The sequence below is a fragment of the Yokenella regensburgei genome (assembly GCF_051486985.1).
Taxonomy (GTDB): Bacteria; Pseudomonadota; Gammaproteobacteria; order Enterobacterales; family Enterobacteriaceae; genus CBFFRJ01.
In genome coordinates, this window is the sequence record NZ_JAHVDV010000002.1 from 226,838 (window position 1) to 244,393 (window position 17,556).

Below are 17,556 nucleotides of genomic sequence, written 5' to 3' on the forward strand. Positions count from 1 at the left end.
ATTGTTCCCCTCACCCCGACCCTCTCCCCGAAGGGGCGAGGGAGAAGACCGCACGGAGCAGTGGTCAGGGGAGGGTATGCATTATTAGATCTTACATGCGCCGCTTTCGCAGCCATCGTCCTGAATAGACGGTGCCAGATCGTCCTGCGCATCTTCAGCACCGTCGCGGGTGTTCTGATAGTACAGGGTTTTCACGCCGAATTTATAGGCGGTGAGCAGGTCTTTCAGCAACTGCTGCATCGGCACTTTTCCTGACGGGAAGCGCGACGGATCGTAGTTGGTGTTCGCAGAGATCGACTGGTCGATAAATTTCTGCATGATACCCACCAGTTGCAGATAGCCATCGTTATTAGGCATATCCCACAGCAGTTCATAGTTGTTTTTCAGGAGCTCGTAATCCGGCACAACCTGACGCAGGATGCCGTCTTTGGAGGCTTTGATGCTGACATGACCGCGCGGCGGCTCAATGCCGTTAGTGGCGTTAGAGATCTGCGAAGAGGTCTCAGACGGCATCAACGCAGAGAGGGTGGAGTTACGCAGACCGTGTGTTTTCACGGATTCGCGAAGCTGCTCCCAGTCATAATGCAGCGGCTCGCTGGTGATAGCATCCAGGTCTTTTTTATAGGTATCGATCGGCAGAATACCTTTGGCGTAAGTGGTTTCATTGAACCACGGGCAGGCACCTTGCTCCTTCGCCAGTTCGTTTGAGGCTTTCAGCAGGTAATACTGAATGGCTTCAAAGGTCTGATGCGTCAGGTTATTGGCGCTGCCGTCAGAGTAACGCTTGCCATTTTTCGCCAGCCAGTAGGCGTAGTTGATAACACCAATACCCAGGGTACGGCGGCCCATTGCACCACGTTTCGCCGCCAGAATCGGGTAATCCTGATAGTCCAGAAGGGCGTCCAGCGCACGGACGGCAAGCACCGCCAAATCTTCCAGTTCATCCAGGTTTGAAATAGCACCCAGGTTGAATGCTGAAAGCGTACACAGCGCAATTTCGCCGTTTTCGTCATTCACATCGTTAAGCGGTTTGGTCGGCAGCGCAATTTCCAGGCACAGGTTGGACTGGCGCACCGGCGCTACTACCGGGTCAAACGGGCTGTGGGTGTTGCAGTGGTCGACGTTCTGGATGTAGATACGGCCGGTAGAGGCACGTTCCTGCATCATCAGAGAGAACAGTTCCACCGCTTTCACGCGCTGCTTACGGATGCTGTCATCTTTTTCGTAACGAGTGTACAGACGCTCGAATTCGTCCTGATCGGCGAAGAACGCATCATACAGGCCCGGGACGTCGGACGGGCTGAACAGGGTGATCTCTTCACCCTTCAGCAGACGGGTGTACATCAGCTTGTTGATCTGCACACCGTAGTCCATATGACGAACGCGGTTACCTTCCACGCCACGGTTGTTTTTCAGGACCAGCAGGCTTTCAACTTCCAGGTGCCACATCGGGTAGAAAAGGGTTGCCGCACCACCGCGCACACCGCCTTGCGAACAGGATTTGACGGCGGTCTGGAAGTGTTTATAGAACGGAACACAGCCGGTATGGAACGCTTCGCCGCCACGAATCGGGCTGCCCAGCGCACGAATGCGACCGGCGTTGATGCCGATACCGGCGCGCTGGGAAACGTATTTCACAATGGCGCTGGAGGTGGCATTGATTGAATCCAGGCTGTCGCCGCACTCAATCAACACGCAGGAGCTGAACTGGCGGGTCGGAGTACGCACGCCGGACATGATAGGCGTTGGCAGTGAGATCTTAAACAGCGACACCGCGTCATAAAAACGCTTCACGTAATCGAGACGGGTCTCACGCGGATAGCCGGAGAAGAGGCAGGCGGCGACCAGCATGTAAAGGAACTGGGCGCTCTCGTAGATTTCACCGGTGACGCGGTTCTGCACCAGGTACTTACCTTCGAGCTGTTTTACCGCCGCGTAGGAGAAGTTCATATCGCGCCAGTGGTCGATAAACCCGTCCATCTGCTTGAACTCTTCTTCCGTGTAGTCTTCCAGCAGATGCGTGTCGTATTTGCCAAGCTCAACCATCTTAACAACATGATCATAGAGTGCTGGCGGTTCGAACTGACCGTATGCTTTTTTACGCAGATGGAAAATGGCCAGGCGCGCGGCGAGGTACTGGTAATCCGGGGCGTCACGGGAAATCAGGTCCGCGGCCGCCTTAATGATGGTCTCATGGATATCAGAGGTCTTGATACCGTCATAAAACTGGATATGTGAACGCAATTCCACCTGGGAAATAGACACATTGGTCAGCCCCTCTGCCGCCCAATCCAGCACCCGATGAATTTTGTCGAGATTGATGCGTTCTGTCGCGCCATCGCGCTTTGTCACCAGTAGACTCTGATTCATGTAAGATTTACCTGTCCGTGAATAAAAATATCCCCCGCTTATCCACAAAGCAGCCTTGTGACTAACTCTGTGGATAAATACTATATATAGGGGGTTTTAGATAAGAGAAACGCTATATGGTGAGTATTCTAGTAAGGATTCTTTTGAGTACAAGAGTTGATTTTGAGGTTAATTTGAGGTTGCAAAAGGGTAATAAACGCTAAGTCCTCGTCGCATAAGGCCTGGCGGGAATGTCAATATTGGATAAAAAAAATAGAAAATATGATCAAATGCCGATTTCTTCAGCGGAAGGAAAGATTGCACCACATGATGTCGTGCAATCTTTATAAGCATTGCGCATGACGTCAGACGTTTTTTGCGCTTGTATGCAACATATAGTTAACATCCACGCCGGGGGCGAGCTTAAAACGGTTAAGCAGCGGATTATAATGCAGCCCGGTTATGTGACGCTCCTGCAGACCGCTCGCGCTGACCCAGTCCAGCAACTCGGCAGGCTTAATGAATTTTTTAACGTCATGCGTGCCCCTGGGCACCATCTTTAATACGTATTCGGCCCCCACAACCGCCATCAGCCAGGCCTTACCATTGCGGTTAATGGTAGAAAAGAAGACGTGACCGCCGGGTTTGACCAACTGCGCACAGGCGCGTACCACTGACTGCGGGTCTGGCACATGCTCCAGCATCTCCATGCAGGTCACCACATCGTAACGCTGCGGATTTTGTGCCGCATGGTCTTCAACCGTTTCCTGAACATAATCGACGGTGATGCCGGACTCCAGCGCATGCAGTCGCGCGACCTGTAACGGCTCAAAACCCATATCAAGCCCGGTAACATGCGCGCCTTCACGGGCCATGCTTTCAGCGAGGATGCCGCCGCCGCAGCCAACATCTAACACCGTTTTGCCAAATAAGCCTCCGGCACGGCCGGCAATATAGTCAAGACGCAGCGGGTTGATGCGATGCAGGGGTTTAAATTCCCCCTCCAGATCCCACCAACGTGATGCCACGGCTTCAAATTTGGCGATTTCAGCCTGGTCAACGTTTTGAGCATCCGATGTTTTTTCGGCATTCATGGGCGCAATGACTCCTTTTTTTTCAAGACGGATGAGTATAACAGCCCGCAGGCATGAATAAAGCGTTGCACGGGGTCTTTCCCTTTACCTGATTCATTACGGTTGTGTTATAATTTGCGACCTTTGAATCCGGGATACAGTAGAGGGATAGCGGTTAGATGAGCGACCTTGCGAGAGAAATTACACCGGTTAACATCGAGGAAGAGCTGAAAAGCTCCTATCTGGATTACGCCATGTCGGTCATTGTTGGCCGCGCGTTACCAGATGTCCGCGATGGCTTAAAACCGGTTCACCGTCGCGTACTTTACGCCATGAACGTATTGGGCAATGACTGGAACAAAGCCTACAAAAAATCTGCCCGTGTCGTGGGTGACGTCATCGGTAAATACCACCCTCATGGTGATACCGCCGTTTATGACACCATCGTTCGTATGGCACAGCCATTCTCCTTACGTTACATGCTGGTTGATGGCCAGGGTAACTTTGGCTCGGTAGATGGCGACTCCGCCGCCGCGATGCGTTATACGGAAATCCGTATGTCGAAAATCGCGCACGAGCTGATGGCCGATCTTGAAAAAGAGACCGTCGATTTTGTCGATAACTACGACGGCACGGAAAAAATCCCCGATGTTATGCCGACCAGGGTGCCAAACCTGCTGGTGAACGGCTCATCCGGTATTGCCGTAGGGATGGCAACCAACATTCCTCCCCATAACCTGACAGAAGTCATTAACGGCTGTCTGGCCTATATCGACGATGAAAACATCAGCGTTGAAGGGCTGATGGAACACATTCCTGGCCCGGACTTCCCGACGGCGGCGATCATCAATGGTCGCCGTGGTATTGAAGAGGCCTACCGTACCGGCCGTGGCAAGATTTATATCCGCGCGCGCGCGGAGGTCGAAGCGGACGCCAAAACAGGCCGTGAAACCATCATCGTGCATGAAATTCCGTATCAGGTGAACAAAGCACGCCTGATTGAGAAAATCGCCGAGCTGGTCAAAGAAAAACGCGTTGAAGGTATCAGTGCGCTGCGTGACGAGTCTGATAAAGACGGTATGCGTGTCGTTATTGAGATCAAACGCGATGCGGTCGGCGAAGTCGTACTGAATAACCTCTATTCGCAGACGCAGCTCCAGGTCTCCTTCGGTATCAACATGGTGGCACTGCACCACGGTCAACCGAAGATCATGAACCTGAAAGATATTCTTTCTGCGTTTGTTCGTCACCGTCGTGAAGTGGTGACGCGTCGTACTATTTTCGAACTGCGTAAAGCCCGCGATCGTGCGCACATTCTGGAAGCGCTGGCTGTGGCGCTGGCGAATATCGACCCGATCATTGAGTTGATTCGTCGTGCTCCGACCCCGGCTGAGGCGAAAGCAGGCCTGGTGGCCCGCTCCTGGGATCTGGGCAATGTGTCAGCGATGCTGGAGCGTGCTGGAGATGATGCCGCGCGTCCGGAGTGGCTGGAACCTGAGTTTGGCGTGCGTGACGGTCAGTACTACCTGACTGAACAGCAGGCCCAGGCGATTCTCGATCTGCGTTTGCAGAAGCTGACCGGCCTTGAGCATGAAAAACTGCTCGACGAATACAAAGAGTTGCTGGAACAGATTGCTGAACTGCTTAACATCCTTGGTAGCGCCGATCGCCTGATGGAAGTTATTCGCGAAGAGCTTGAGCTGATCCGCGATCAGTTCGGCGATGCGCGTCGCACGGAAATTACCGCCAACAGCGCGGACATCAACATCGAAGACCTGATCAATCAGGAAGACGTTGTGGTGACGCTGTCTCACCAGGGCTATGTGAAGTATCAGCCGCTCACCGACTACGAAGCGCAGCGTCGTGGCGGTAAAGGCAAGTCAGCAGCGCGCATTAAAGAAGAAGATTTCATTGACCGCCTGCTGGTGGCCAACACCCATGACACTATCCTCTGCTTCTCCAGCCGTGGCCGCCTGTACTGGATGAAAGTCTATCAGCTGCCGGAAGCGAGCCGTGGTGCGCGTGGTCGTCCTATCGTTAACCTGCTACCGCTGGAGGCCAATGAACGTATTACGGCTATTCTGCCGGTGCGTGAATACGAAGAAGGCGTCAGCGTCTTCATGGCTACCGCCAGCGGTACCGTGAAGAAAACGGCGCTCACTGAGTTCAGCCGTCCGCGCTCTGCGGGTATCATCGCCGTTAACCTCAATGAGGGTGATGAACTGATTGGCGTCGATCTGACTTCAGGTCAGGACGAAGCCATGCTGTTCTCTGCCGCAGGGAAAGTGGTGCGCTTTAAAGAAGACGCAGTGCGTGCGATGGGCCGTACGGCAACCGGGGTGCGCGGTATTAAACTGGCGGGCGAAGATAAGGTCGTGTCGCTGATCATTCCTCGCGGCGAAGGTGCTATCCTGACTGTGACACAAAACGGTTATGGTAAACGTACCGCTGAAGCTGAATATCCGACCAAATCGCGCGGCACGCAGGGCGTTATTTCCATCAAGGTGACCGAGCGTAATGGCGCAGTGGTGGGTGCAGTGCAGGTGACTGATACCGACCAGATCATGATGATTACGGATGCTGGCACGCTGGTGCGTACCCGCGTATCGGAAATCAGCGTGGTAGGGCGTAACACCCAGGGCGTGATTCTTATCCGTACTGCGGAAGATGAAAACGTTGTAGGTCTGCAGCGCGTGGCCGAGCCGGTGGATGACGAAGAACTCGACTCCATCGACGGTAGCGTCGCGGAAGGGGATGAGGATATCGCCCCGGAAGTTGACGATGGCGCGGGCGACGAAGCCAACGACGCTGACGAATAATCTGACTTAGCAGGGCCGGTTATCCGGCCCTTTCTCTTTCCGTTGCGGCATCAGCGTTTTAACGCTACTTTAACCTCACTTTATTCACCCCCCCAGGCGGAGCTTCCCCAGGTTGAAATACCTCGTCTCTTTTCGCAGTACCCTTAAGGTATCCCGTTACCTTTTCCGCGCGCTGGCGCTGGTACTCTGGTTATTGATTGCCTTATTTTCGGTGTTCTACATCGTTACTGCGTTACGCGATAAAGAGTCGGAAATACGTCAGGAAATCAATATCAGTGCCGATCAGGCCCAGCGGTATATTCAGCGAACATCGGACGTGATGAAAGAGCTGAAGTATATTGCGGAAAACCGGCTGACCGCCGAGAACGGTATACTCTCTACCCGTGGGCTTAATGCCAGGGGCGAAGTACCGGAGTTTCAGCCCTTATTTCCCGATTCAGACTGTTCACGCATGGGCAGCGCCTGGCGAGGTTCACTCGAATCCCTGACCTGGTTCATGCGCTACTGGCGCGACAATTTCTCCGCAGCCTATGATCTCAACCGCGTCTTCCTGATTGGTAATGAAAACCTCTGCGTAGCGGATTTTGGCCTGCGAGACGTGCCGGTTGAGCGGGATAATACCCTGACCAGCCTGCATGAGCGGATCATGAAATACCGCAACGCGCCGCAGGAAGAGCGCGGTAATAATCTGTACTGGATGAGCCAGGGGGCAAGACCGGGGGTGGGGTATTTCTTCGCACTAACGCCGGTCTATCTGGGCAATCGTCTTCAGGCGCTGCTGGGCACTGAACAGTCCATTCGGATGGAGAATTTTTACACCCCTGGCAGCCTGCCGATGGGGGTGACGGTGCTGGATGAAAACGGCCACCCCCTTATCTCCCTTGCCGGGCCAGAAAACCATCTTGAGATTGACCCGCGCTGGATGCAGACCCGAACCTGGTTTGGATACAGCTCTGGTTTCCATGAGCTGGTTCTTAAAAAGAGTATGCCGCCGTCCTCACTGAGCATTGTCTACTCCGTACCGGTCGATCTGGTGCTTGAGCGCATCAGAATGCTGGTCCTCAATGCAGTGCTGCTCAATATTCTGGTGGGGGTGGCGCTCTTTACCCTGGCGCGTATGTACGAACGGCGGATTTTTATTCCCGCCGAAACGGATGCCCAGCGGCTGGAGGAGCACGAGCAGTTCAACCGTAAAATCGTCGCCTCTGCGCCCGTTGGGATCTGTATTCTGCGCACGCTGGATGGCACCAACATTTTGAGTAACGAACTGGCGCATAATTACCTGAACATGCTCACCCATGAGGACAGACAGCGGTTAACGCAAATCATCTGCGGGCAGCAGGTTAACTTTGTCGATGTGCTGACCAGTAACAATACCAATTTGCAGATTAGCTTTGTGCATTCGCGCTACCGGAATGAAAACGTGGCCATCTGCGTTCTGGTGGATGTCTCTGCGCGTGTCAAAATGGAAGAGTCGTTACAGGAGATGGCTCAGGCGGCAGAGCAGGCCAGCCAGTCAAAATCGATGTTCCTGGCCACCGTCAGCCACGAACTGCGCACGCCACTCTACGGCATCATTGGTAACCTTGATCTGCTGCAAACCAAAACCCTGCCGCAGGGCGTGGACAGGCTGGTTACCGCCATGAACAACTCCTCCAGCCTGTTACTGAAGATTATTAGCGATATCCTCGATTTCTCAAAAATCGAATCGGAACAGCTGAAAATTGAACCGCGTGAGTTCTCCCCGCGCGAGGTGATGAATCACATTACGGCGAACTACGCGCCGCTGGTGGTACGAAAACAGCTGGGCCTCTACTGCTTCATTGAGCCTGATGTCCCCGCCACCCTCAATGGTGACCCGATGCGACTGCAACAGGTTATCTCTAACCTGCTCAGTAATGCGATTAAGTTCACCGACATCGGCTGCATTATGCTGCACGTGCGCAGCGATGAGCATTACCTCAGTATCCGCGTGCGCGATACGGGCGTCGGGATCCCCGGCAAAGAGGTTGTGCGGCTTTTCGACCCCTTCTTCCAGGTAGGGACAGGGGTACAACGTAACTTCCAGGGGACGGGACTGGGACTGGCGATTTGTGAAAAGCTCGTCAATATGATGGACGGGGATATTTCCGTTGATACCGAACCGGGTATGGGCAGTCAGTTCACTCTTCGTATTCCGCTTTATAATGCCGTCGCGCCATTGCCTCTGGATGTGGATGGACTGAAAAATACCTGTTGCTGGCTGTCGGTGCGCAACGCGTTTCTGTCCAGCTATCTTCGCACTCTGCTGGCCCATAATGGCATCGTGGCGAAAACCTGGGACGGGCGGGAGCTGGATGGGCAGGATACCTTTATCACTGATGATGAGTTACCGGCAAACTGGAGCGGTAGGGCAGCGCTACAGTTCTGTCGTCGGCATATCGGGGTACCGTTAGAACGCGCCACCGGGGAGTGGGTCCTGAGTGTCGCCTCGCCCCATGATGTGATTGCGCTGATGGGGCATATTTACCGTATTGAAATTGATGTGCCTGAGGCGAGCAATACACTGGCCGCACCGGGCAACATTGAAACCCAAAATGATGACCTGATGATACTGGTGGTTGACGATCATCCTATTAACCGCCGTCTGCTCGCCGATCAACTTGGATCGCTTGGGTATTACTGTAAAACCGCCGCCGACGGGGTGGATGCCCTGAATGTCATGAGTAAAAACAAAATCGATATTGTCCTGAGTGACGTTAATATGCCAAACATGGACGGGTATCGACTGACCCAGCGTATTCGCGAGATGGGACTTGCTCTACCCGTCATTGGCGTGACGGCAAACGCGCTGGCCGAAGAGAAACAGCGATGCCTTGAGTCGGGTATGGATAGCTGTCTCTCGAAACCGGTGACGCTGGATGTGCTCAAAGTGACGCTTGCTCAGTACAGCGCGCAGGTCAGAAAAGGCAGACGTTAGAAAAACAAACCCCGGCGGGCGCCGGGGTTATGAGGATTACTCTTTCTCAGTCTGTGTCAGGGTGACGGAGGAGAGATAGTTCAGCAGGGCGATATCATTTTCAACGCCCAGCTTCATCATGGCCGATTTTTTCTGGCTACTGATGGTCTTGATACTGCGGTTGAGTTTCTTGGCAATTTCAGTGACCAGGAAGCCTTCCGCGAACAGACGCAGCACTTCACTCTCTTTAGGCGACAGGCGCTTGTCTCCGTAACCGCCTGCGCTGATTTTTTCCAGCAGACGGGAGACGCTTTCCGGGGTAAATTTTTTGCCTTTCTGCAGCGCCGCCAGGGCTTTCGGCAGATCGGTCGGCGCACCCTGTTTCAGCACAATCCCTTCGATATCCAAATCCAGTACCGCGCTCAGGATCGCCGGGTTGTTGTTCATTGTCAGGACAATGATCGACAGGTTAGGGAAGTGACGCTTGATATACTTAATCAGCGTGATGCCATCACCGTATTTGTCGCCCGGCATGGAGAGGTCAGAGATTAAAACATGGGCGTCCAGTTTCGGCAGATTATTGATGAGTGCTGTGGAGTCTTCAAATTCGCCAACGACATTAACCCATTCGATTTGTTCGAGTGATTTACGAATACCGAACAGTACAATCGGATGGTCATCGGCAATAATTACGTTCATATTGTTCATGTATTTAGGCTACCTTGCTACAGCAAGCTCTTGACGTAAGCGTCAATGTCGCTGATGTAATTTTCTATGCCTGGAGCATCCTTCTCACGAATTAACTGCTCCAGCGTTTCACACAACTGCTTACCAGGAACCAAATTGAGCATGGCAAACACCCCTTTAAGGCGGTGCGCTGTCTGCGCCAGTGCAGCGAAATCGCTCAGCGCTGACTCAGTATACAACCTCTTAACATCATCCGGTACTGTGTCAACAAACAGCGCATAATAGCCGCTGGCGTGGAGTTCGACGTTTGCATCGCCCCCGAGCGGTGACGCCACTACCTCTTCCTGGGCAAGCTGTTCTTCGATGAGTTGCAATACGGCTTCCTGCATTGCATTGCTCATATTAAAGTTGACGCGTAACTGGCCGGGACCAATTTTCCGCACACCCGCCTCATCATCGCTTAAAAGCAAGCCCGAGGATGTAAGATTAGACGGATTATCCGTTAAAAACAGGTCAAACTCTTGACTTAATTGTCGTTCATCCGGGGAGATACAGGTTGCTCCCCAGTTTTCCAGCTGACGAACCACGATATTACGGATTTCGCTGGAGGTGATATCAATCATCGCGACGACATCGTCAAGTAACCGCTCTTCTTCTTCCACCTGCTGCGAGCGGGCGGCCATCTTCATATGCAGGGAGTAACGCGTTCCTAGCTCTTCCCGGGCTTTGATGTTGAGATGCCCCCCAAGCTTTCTCGCCAGTTGGTCACAAAGCCAGAAGGTCAGCGCGTTGGCTTTACCGTACTGATCCTCCTGGGTTGCATTCAGGAACGGGAAATGCAGGTTATCTATTTCGCTGGAGGAGACCCCGTTACCGGTGTCCAGAATGCGGAAGGTGAGGCGATCGTCCGCTGACTCGTCGCGGCTCACCTCAAGGGTGACTTTGCCAATTTGCGTGGTGGTCACCGCATAGTGAATCAACAGCAGGAGGATCTTCAGTAGGGCATCGCGATCGCCGTGGCGCATTTCGTTGGCCGGAAGCGCATTGTTGATGAGAAGCTGCAGCCCTTTCCGTTTGATAACCGGCAGCACCTGCGGCACGACTTCATCAATTAAATCCTGAATAGAGAACTGGGTGGACTGTCCTTTCCAGCTGTCGTTTTCCAGCATATTCGCCAGTTGAATATCGTCCACCAGTCGGGCAATCGCTTCGGCGTGGTTGGCAAGCTGGTTTGTCTCTTTTTCACCCAGCGCGGCTGCTTCGCTGACCAGTGCGTTCACGGGCTGTTTAAGGGCATCGCCAATGTTCTGCATAAAGGCGGCACGTCCCTGCTGGTTTTTCTCATACAAGCGCTGTGCCTGTTTAAGCTTTTTATTTACCAGCACTTCTCTGTCCTGATCGCGAATGATGAAAATCTGCGTGCGGGAGGCGACCTGACTACGGAACTGGCGAATTTCATACAGTTCATTATTAATGGTGGCCTGGATAACCCCCTGATGCTGGTCTGCCATCGAGGTGATGTTTTGCAAATTCAGGTGGGGCAGCAGGTGGTCAGCAATTTTATTACTCAGCACCGTGCGGTTGGCCTCCTGATCGTGCACCAGCAGCCCCAGTGGCAGCAGTGACACAATCTCTTCATTAAAGGCACGCATCATGCGCAGCTCATTACTGTTCGCACTGGGAGCCAGGCTATCGTTACTGCGGCCCGGCTGATGGCGAAACGTGGTATAGCCAAAAAGCGCTAACGCCAGCAGGCCAATATTGAGCAGCAGCGGTAGCAGAATATTTTGCAGCGTATCCAGCAGAAGCGTTCCAAACGGCACCTGCCAGACCAGCCGCAGGCCGGTGGTGTTCAGCGAGGAGGCTATCTCAATTTTAGAACTGTTGAAATTAATGATGACGCTGTCAGCGCCTTCTTTATCCTGAGTGCGAAGATTGGTTTGAGTCGGATCGTTTTCAAGGCGGAAGCTGTCGAGCGCCATGCCAGGGGGGATGAGATCGTTAATCGGCAGATCGAAGGCCACCACGGTTGCCAGGTGACCTGGCTGATTAAAGGTCGTGCGCAACGTAAAGTAGTGCCCGTTCTGCCAGGCGAGATGGCGCAACGTGGAGAAACTCTCACGCTCATCAAGCGCGTTAGCCTGTTGCAACATCTCGGCGCGTCGGGAGTCAACAATGCCGCCAATCGCCGACTCTTTAAAGCCCGAAGACAGATCTTTTAACGGCAGGGTAGAGACCAGGATCATGCTGTTATCCTGGCCGTTAAGGTAGTACATAGACCAGGGAATGGTCTCAGCACCCCAGAGCGTATCCAGATAAGAGGAGATGCGCTGCGTCATCTCCAGCGTTGAGCTGTCATGCGAGCCGAAAATTAGCGCTTCGGTTTTACGCCGTGGTTTTTCCAGATAGTAGACATCCTGTTTGAGCCGGGTTTCTTGAAGCCCGTCACTGCTACCGTTTGACGACGCCGCGGCGATGTTGTCATAAATCTGCCAGGTCGCGTAACGCCAGGTATCAATCCGTTTGTGCATCGCGTGCGTGATATCAACGACCTGATAGCTTTTGTCTTTAAGCCAGGCGTTGACGGCGCTTTGAATCATCACACCCATCGTCACCAGCAGAACGATGGTTAAAAGAAGGAAGAAGCGGGTGATGTTGCCCGGTATCAGGGAAAACTTGCCAGGGATCATGGTGTCCGATCGACTCATTCGTGTGTATAAACCCGTAATGACAGCACTGCAGAAGAAACTCAACGCCTGCGTTGAGACATTATTGCTGCCATGCCATACGAGCCAGCCAGCAGTCGTGGCAGTCCTGTAGATGTTATGTTGCAGAGCAGTGTACTGCAGGCAGTATATCGGGTACGCAATGAATTTCCAGACCCTCTTACAGGCAAGTGCCTGGCCAGCAAAAGAAAAGCCTCTTTTTTAAACGATGCGGTAGAAATTGCACAATATGTGCGAATAATGCGCAATATTTCCCCTGTCACTGAAGTAAACCGCACAAATTACCAAGATATTAATTTAAAAATAATGAAGGGGCGATTTTGTGGCATGGGGTCTGATTAATTAATAGTCATTACAAATTATCGATTTTTAGGATAAATCGAATGGATTTCGATGATGGGCAAAAAAAAACCGAATGCATTGCATTCGGTCATAATAGGGATAAACGGACATTCAGAATCGAATGACGGTAATAAATAAAGTTAATGATGATAGCGGTATTAATACTAATGGCGTTTTTAGTTTTAGGTTTTGCAATCAGTGCTAAAAAATTATGCATTGCATAATCATATGATTTTAAAATGTTTTTTATTATAAATTGTTGTTTAGTGCTTTATTCTTTAGCTATTTGTGCTTAAAAAAGTTCCCTGAGAATTACAAAATGAAACATCTCTTGCAAATGTGAAACATCTTCAAAATATTAGTATCATATTCTCATTGGATTATTCTGTATTTTTAAGGAAAATGAAATCGCCGACTGATGAGAGGATGCGATCAGTAAGCAGTGGCAATAAAAATGCATATAACAGAGGGTTAATAACATGAAAGTTAAAGCACTGTCCCTTCTGGTACCAGCCTTGCTGGTAGCAGGTACCGCTAATGCAGCAGAAATTTATAACAAAAACGGCAATAAATTAGATTTATACGGCAAAGTTGATGGCCTGCATTATTTCTCCGATGACGCGGGTTCTGATGGCGATCAGACTTATGTACGTTTCGGCTTCAAAGGTGAAACCCAGGTTAATGACCAGGTGACCGGCTACGGCCAGTGGGAATACAACGTTCAGGCTAACGACGCCGAAGGTTCAAGCGACCAGGCCTGGACCCGTCTGGCGTTCGCAGGTATCCGTGTAGCCGATGCCGGTTCTTTCGACTACGGTCGTAACTACGGTGTTATCTATGACGTAACGTCCTGGACTGACGTTCTGCCTGAATTCGGTGGAGACACCTATGGCGCAGATAACTTCATGCAGTCGCGTGCGAATGGCGTTGCCACTTACCGTAACACTGACTTCTTCGGTCTGGTTGATGGCCTGAACTTTGCTCTGCAATATCAGGGCAAAAACGGCAGCGCCAGCGGTGAAAACGATACCGGTCGCAGCACCCTGAAACAGAATGGCGACGGCTATGGCATGTCCCTGACCTACGATCTGGGCGAAGGCTTCAGCGCAGGTGCAGCGATGTCCTCCTCCAAACGTACCGCTGATCAAAATGAAGCAGGCGTTTACGGTGATGGCGATCGTGCGGACGTCTACAGCGGCGGCCTGAAATATGATGCCAATAACCTCTACCTGGCAGCACAGTACTCCCAGACTTACAATGCGACCCGTTTCGGTAACTCCCAGAACGGCAGCACTGACTATGGCTTTGCTAACAAAGCCCAGAACTTCGAGGTGGTGGCACAGTACCAGTTCGACTTCGGCCTGCGTCCGTCCATCGCTTACCTGCAGTCCAAAGGTAAAGACGTCACCAACGGTACCCGTAACTACGGCGACCAGGATCTGCTGAAATATGTAGATGTCGGCGCGACTTACTACTTCAACAAAAACATGTCTACCTATGTTGATTACAAAATCAACCTGCTGGATGACAACTCCTTTACCCGTCGTACCGGCACCAACACCGACGACGTGGTTGGCCTGGGCCTGGTTTACCAGTTCTAAGCCGCACAGGTTAGATGAAGGGGCCGCAAGGCCCCTTTTTTTATGCCTGTTTGCCGCCTCACAAGGCGGGCATTTTGGTGTAGGCTTTCGACCAGAAATCAGGGAGACATAACGATGGCGACAACCTTCTGGCGCGCGGGCATCCTGCTTGTGCTTGTTACTCTTATGGGATGTGATAACACCTCCCCGAAACCGGAACAGCAAACGGTGCTGGAAGGTAAGACCATGGGAACCTTCTGGCGAGTGAGTCTACCTGCGACCACGCCTGAGCAGAAAAAAGCCCTGGTGGCAAAAATTCAGACCCTGCTCGACAGCGATGACAGGCTGCTGTCGACCTGGAAACAGGATTCTGCCCTGATGCAGTTTAACCATGCCACCACGCCTGAGCCCTGGCCGGTGAGCGAAGCGATGGCGGATATCGTCACAATGTCATTGCGCATCGGGGCAAAAACCGATGGCGCAATGGACGTGACCATTGGACCACTGGTTAATTTATGGGGCTTTGGCCCCGATAAACAGCCAGTGAAGACGCCCACTCAGGCGCAAATCGACGCGGCAAAAGCCCAAACCGGTTTACAGCACCTTAAGGTCATTAACCAGACTCAGCAGCAGTATCTGCAAAAGGACCTGCCGGGTCTGTTTGTTGATCTCTCGACGGTCGGGGAGGGCTACGCTGCCGACCATCTTGCGGCGCTGATGGAGCGTGAAGGGATTTCACGCTATCTCGTCTCGGTGGGGGGGGCGCTGGTCAGCCGGGGTATGAATGCACAGGGAACACCCTGGCGCGTAGCGATTCAAAAACCGACGGACCGGGAAAACGCGGTGGAAGCCGTGGTCGACATTAACGGTCATGGCATCAGCACCTCAGGCAGCTACCGCAACTATTATGAGCTTGATGGGAAACGTATCTCTCACGTGATAGATCCGAAAACGGGCAGGCCCATCGAGCATAATCTGGTGTCGGTTACGGTAATCGCGCCGACGGCGCTGGAGGCCGACACCTGGGACACCGGTCTGATGGTACTGGGTAAGGAAAAAGCGCAGGCTGTCGCCCGGCGCGAAGGTCTGGCTGTCTACATGGTAAGTCGCGAAGGCGATCGCTTTACCCACTGGATGTCGCCACAATTTTCAGCGTTTTTGCTAACAGAAAAAAATTAGAGAGCAAGATTGCGGGTTTTTTCGCTCGGGCGCGCGCGCAAAGTGGAGCTAGACTTGAACGAGGAGCCTGAGATGAAAACAGCCACATCGCTTTCCGTTGCCCCCCACGCTGATGACCCGCGCTGGCAGGTTGTCTGCGCGCGGGATAGTCGTTATGACGGGCAGTTTGTTTTTGCGGTACGCACGACCGGCATTTTTTGTCGCCCGTCCTGCCGTTCACGCCGCCCGTTGCGGGAAAACGTTGCATTTTATCCGGATGCCGACGCCGCCCTTAGCGCCGGCTTTCGCCCCTGCAAACGCTGTCAGCCCCATAAACTCGATCCGCTGCTTCAGCGTCAGGCGAAGGTAGAACAGGCCTGTCGTCTGCTGGAACAGGATACCCCCGTCAGCCTGAATGCGCTGGCGAACGCGGTGGCGATGAGCCCCTGGCATTTCCACCGACTTTTTAAGCATGTAACCGGGATGACGCCTAAAAACTGGCAGCAAGCCTGGCGCGCCCGACGCCTGCAAAGTACGTTAACGCAGAGTCATACCATCACTGAGGCCGTACTGGCGGCAGGCTTTCCGGATAACAGCAGCTACTACCGACAGGCCGATGCGGCATTGGGTATGACCGCCAGCCAGTACCGGCGGGGCGGTAATAACACCGCTGTGTACTACGCGCTTAGCCGCTGTTCATTAGGTCACTGTCTGGTGGCAGAAAGCGAGCGCGGCATTTGCGCCGTCCTGCTGGCGGACAGCGAGGCGGCGCTACTGGCCGAACTTCAGCAGATTTTCCCTCATGCGCAGCGCGAACCGGGCAGCGTGGACTTTGCCGGCCGGGTTGCTGAGGTGGTTAGGCGGATTAACGATCCGCGTTCGCCTTTTTCGCTGCCCCTGGATCTGCGTGGTACGGCTTTCCAGCTTCAGGTGTGGCAGGCGTTACGTGCTCTCGACCCCGGCCAGACCATCAGTTACCAGACGCTGGCAACCCGGATTGGTAAACCCACGGCGGTGCGCGCTGTCGCACGCGCCTGTGGGGCAAACACCCTGGCAATTGTGGTGCCCTGTCACCGGGTCGTCCGTGCGGATGGCGGCGTGTCGGGCTATCGCTGGGGAGCTACGCGCAAAGCGCGATTACTGCAACAGGAAGCCGAAGAGAAGGAGAGAGGATGTTAGATTTATTTCCCGATGAAGTGCCCTGGCAGGAGGAGCTGGCTCCCGGTGCGGTGGTGCTACGACGCTTTGCGCTCACGCGGGCCGGGGCGCTGCTCGAAGGTATAGCGCAGGTTACGCAGCGTTCACCGCTACGCCACATGGTCACGCCGGGGGGCTACACCATGTCGGTGGCGATGACTAACTGTGGCGAAGTTGGCTGGACCACAGATCCTCGCGGTTACCTTTACTCTGCTGTCGATCCCCAAACCGGTCTCCCCTGGCCTGCCATGCCGACCGTTTTCACGACGCTTTGCCATGATGCCGCCGTGGCGGCGGGGTATGCGGATTTCACCCCGGATGCCTGCCTGATTAACCGCTATGTTCCTGGCGCAAAACTCTCGTTACATCAGGATAAAGACGAACCCGATTTACGCGCCCCTATTGTTTCCGTCTCATTGGGCTTACCGGCGATTTTCCAGTTTGGCGGACTCAGGCGCAGCGATCCGCTTAAGCGGCTGCTGCTTGAACACGGTGACGTGGTGGTCTGGGGAGGTGAATCCCGGCTTTTCTATCATGGCATTTCTCCCCTGAAACGGGGGCATCACCCGGCGACGGGCGAGTGCCGGTACAACCTCACTTTTCGTCAGGCCCGGAAAGGCGAATAAAAATAAGAATTATTCTTGATGTAAACGGCGAGCCGTTTAAACTGCGGGCTGTTTATGTTGA

At 53.3% G+C, this 17,556-nt stretch carries 11 protein-coding genes; 7 read left to right on the forward strand and 4 right to left on the reverse strand.

Features of this window, described 5'->3' with window-relative positions:
* Positions 1–84: 84 nt before the first annotated feature.
* The gene (gene nrdA / locus KXR87_RS02805) at positions 85–2,370 is read right to left on the reverse strand and encodes a class 1a ribonucleoside-diphosphate reductase subunit alpha (protein ID WP_437430747.1); all 2,286 of its coding nucleotides are present in this window, start codon (positions 2,368–2,370) and stop codon (positions 85–87) included.
* 344 nt (positions 2,371–2,714) lie between these two features.
* Positions 2,715–3,443 carry a bifunctional 2-polyprenyl-6-hydroxyphenol methylase/3-demethylubiquinol 3-O-methyltransferase UbiG gene (gene ubiG, locus KXR87_RS02810; protein WP_437430748.1) on the reverse strand — a complete coding sequence of 243 codons (729 nt, stop codon included), beginning with the start codon at positions 3,441–3,443 and terminating at the stop codon, positions 2,715–2,717.
* A 158-nt stretch (positions 3,444–3,601) separates the two neighbouring features.
* On the opposite strand from ubiG, the gene gyrA reads away from it, so the two are divergent.
* A complete protein-coding gene (gyrA, locus tag KXR87_RS02815; protein WP_437430749.1) occupies positions 3,602–6,241 on the forward strand; it encodes a DNA topoisomerase (ATP-hydrolyzing) subunit A in 2,640 nt (879 codons plus the stop codon).
* A gap of 112 nt (positions 6,242–6,353) precedes the next feature.
* Positions 6,354–9,200 (forward strand): two-component system sensor histidine kinase RcsC, encoded by a 2,847-nt coding sequence (gene rcsC / locus KXR87_RS02820; protein WP_437430750.1) that lies wholly within the window; start codon positions 6,354–6,356, stop codon positions 9,198–9,200.
* 36 nt (positions 9,201–9,236) lie between these two features.
* Here rcsC and rcsB read toward each other — a convergent pair whose 3' ends face one another.
* Together rcsB and rcsD are read right to left on the reverse strand one after the other, a co-directional pair.
* Entirely contained in the window at positions 9,237–9,887 is a 651-nt protein-coding gene (gene rcsB / locus KXR87_RS02825; protein WP_437430751.1) for a response regulator transcription factor RcsB, read from the reverse strand.
* 17 nt (positions 9,888–9,904) lie between these two features.
* The gene (gene rcsD, locus KXR87_RS02830) at positions 9,905–12,574 is read right to left on the reverse strand and encodes a phosphotransferase RcsD (protein ID WP_437430752.1); all 2,670 of its coding nucleotides are present in this window, start codon (positions 12,572–12,574) and stop codon (positions 9,905–9,907) included.
* A 117-nt stretch (positions 12,575–12,691) separates the two neighbouring features.
* On the opposite strand from rcsD, the gene KXR87_RS02835 reads away from it, so the two are divergent.
* From KXR87_RS02835 to alkB, 5 genes are all read left to right on the forward strand, one after another.
* Positions 12,692–12,934 carry a hypothetical protein gene (locus tag KXR87_RS02835; protein WP_437430753.1) on the forward strand — a complete coding sequence of 81 codons (243 nt, stop codon included), beginning with the start codon at positions 12,692–12,694 and terminating at the stop codon, positions 12,932–12,934.
* Between the two features lie 479 nt (positions 12,935–13,413).
* Positions 13,414–14,535 carry a porin OmpC gene (locus tag KXR87_RS02840; protein WP_437430754.1) on the forward strand — a complete coding sequence of 374 codons (1,122 nt, stop codon included), beginning with the start codon at positions 13,414–13,416 and terminating at the stop codon, positions 14,533–14,535.
* A gap of 114 nt (positions 14,536–14,649) precedes the next feature.
* Positions 14,650–15,693, forward strand: coding sequence for an FAD:protein FMN transferase ApbE (gene apbE / locus KXR87_RS02845; RefSeq protein WP_437430755.1), 1,044 nt, complete (start codon positions 14,650–14,652; stop codon positions 15,691–15,693).
* A 72-nt stretch (positions 15,694–15,765) separates the two neighbouring features.
* Entirely contained in the window at positions 15,766–16,851 is a 1,086-nt protein-coding gene (ada, locus tag KXR87_RS02850) for a bifunctional DNA-binding transcriptional regulator/O6-methylguanine-DNA methyltransferase Ada (RefSeq protein ID WP_437430756.1), read from the forward strand.
* Positions 16,845–17,495 (forward strand): DNA oxidative demethylase AlkB, encoded by a 651-nt coding sequence (gene alkB, locus KXR87_RS02855; protein ID WP_437430757.1) that lies wholly within the window; start codon positions 16,845–16,847, stop codon positions 17,493–17,495. The genes ada and alkB overlap by 7 nt, the downstream gene beginning before the upstream one ends.
* Positions 17,496–17,556: the final 61 nt, after the last annotated feature.

Bases quoted from the DNA above. Each gene is read 5' to 3' on its own strand.
- nrdA (WP_437430747.1), bottom strand. From the start codon at position 2,370: ATGAATCAGAGTCTACTGGTGACAAAGCGCGATGGCGCGACAGAACGC.
- ubiG (WP_437430748.1), bottom strand. From the start codon at position 3,443: ATGAATGCCGAAAAAACATCGGATGCTCAAAACGTTGACCAGGCTGAA.
- gyrA (WP_437430749.1), top strand. From the start codon at position 3,602: ATGAGCGACCTTGCGAGAGAAATTACACCGGTTAACATCGAGGAAGAG.
- rcsB (WP_437430751.1), bottom strand. From the start codon at position 9,887: ATGAACAATATGAACGTAATTATTGCCGATGACCATCCGATTGTACTG.
- rcsD (WP_437430752.1), bottom strand. From the start codon at position 12,574: ATGAGTCGATCGGACACCATGATCCCTGGCAAGTTTTCCCTGATACCG.
- KXR87_RS02835 (WP_437430753.1), top strand. From the start codon at position 12,692: ATGTTGCAGAGCAGTGTACTGCAGGCAGTATATCGGGTACGCAATGAA.
- KXR87_RS02840 (WP_437430754.1), top strand. From the start codon at position 13,414: ATGAAAGTTAAAGCACTGTCCCTTCTGGTACCAGCCTTGCTGGTAGCA.
- apbE (WP_437430755.1), top strand. From the start codon at position 14,650: ATGGCGACAACCTTCTGGCGCGCGGGCATCCTGCTTGTGCTTGTTACT.
- ada (WP_437430756.1), top strand. From the start codon at position 15,766: ATGAAAACAGCCACATCGCTTTCCGTTGCCCCCCACGCTGATGACCCG.
- alkB (WP_437430757.1), top strand. From the start codon at position 16,845: ATGTTAGATTTATTTCCCGATGAAGTGCCCTGGCAGGAGGAGCTGGCT.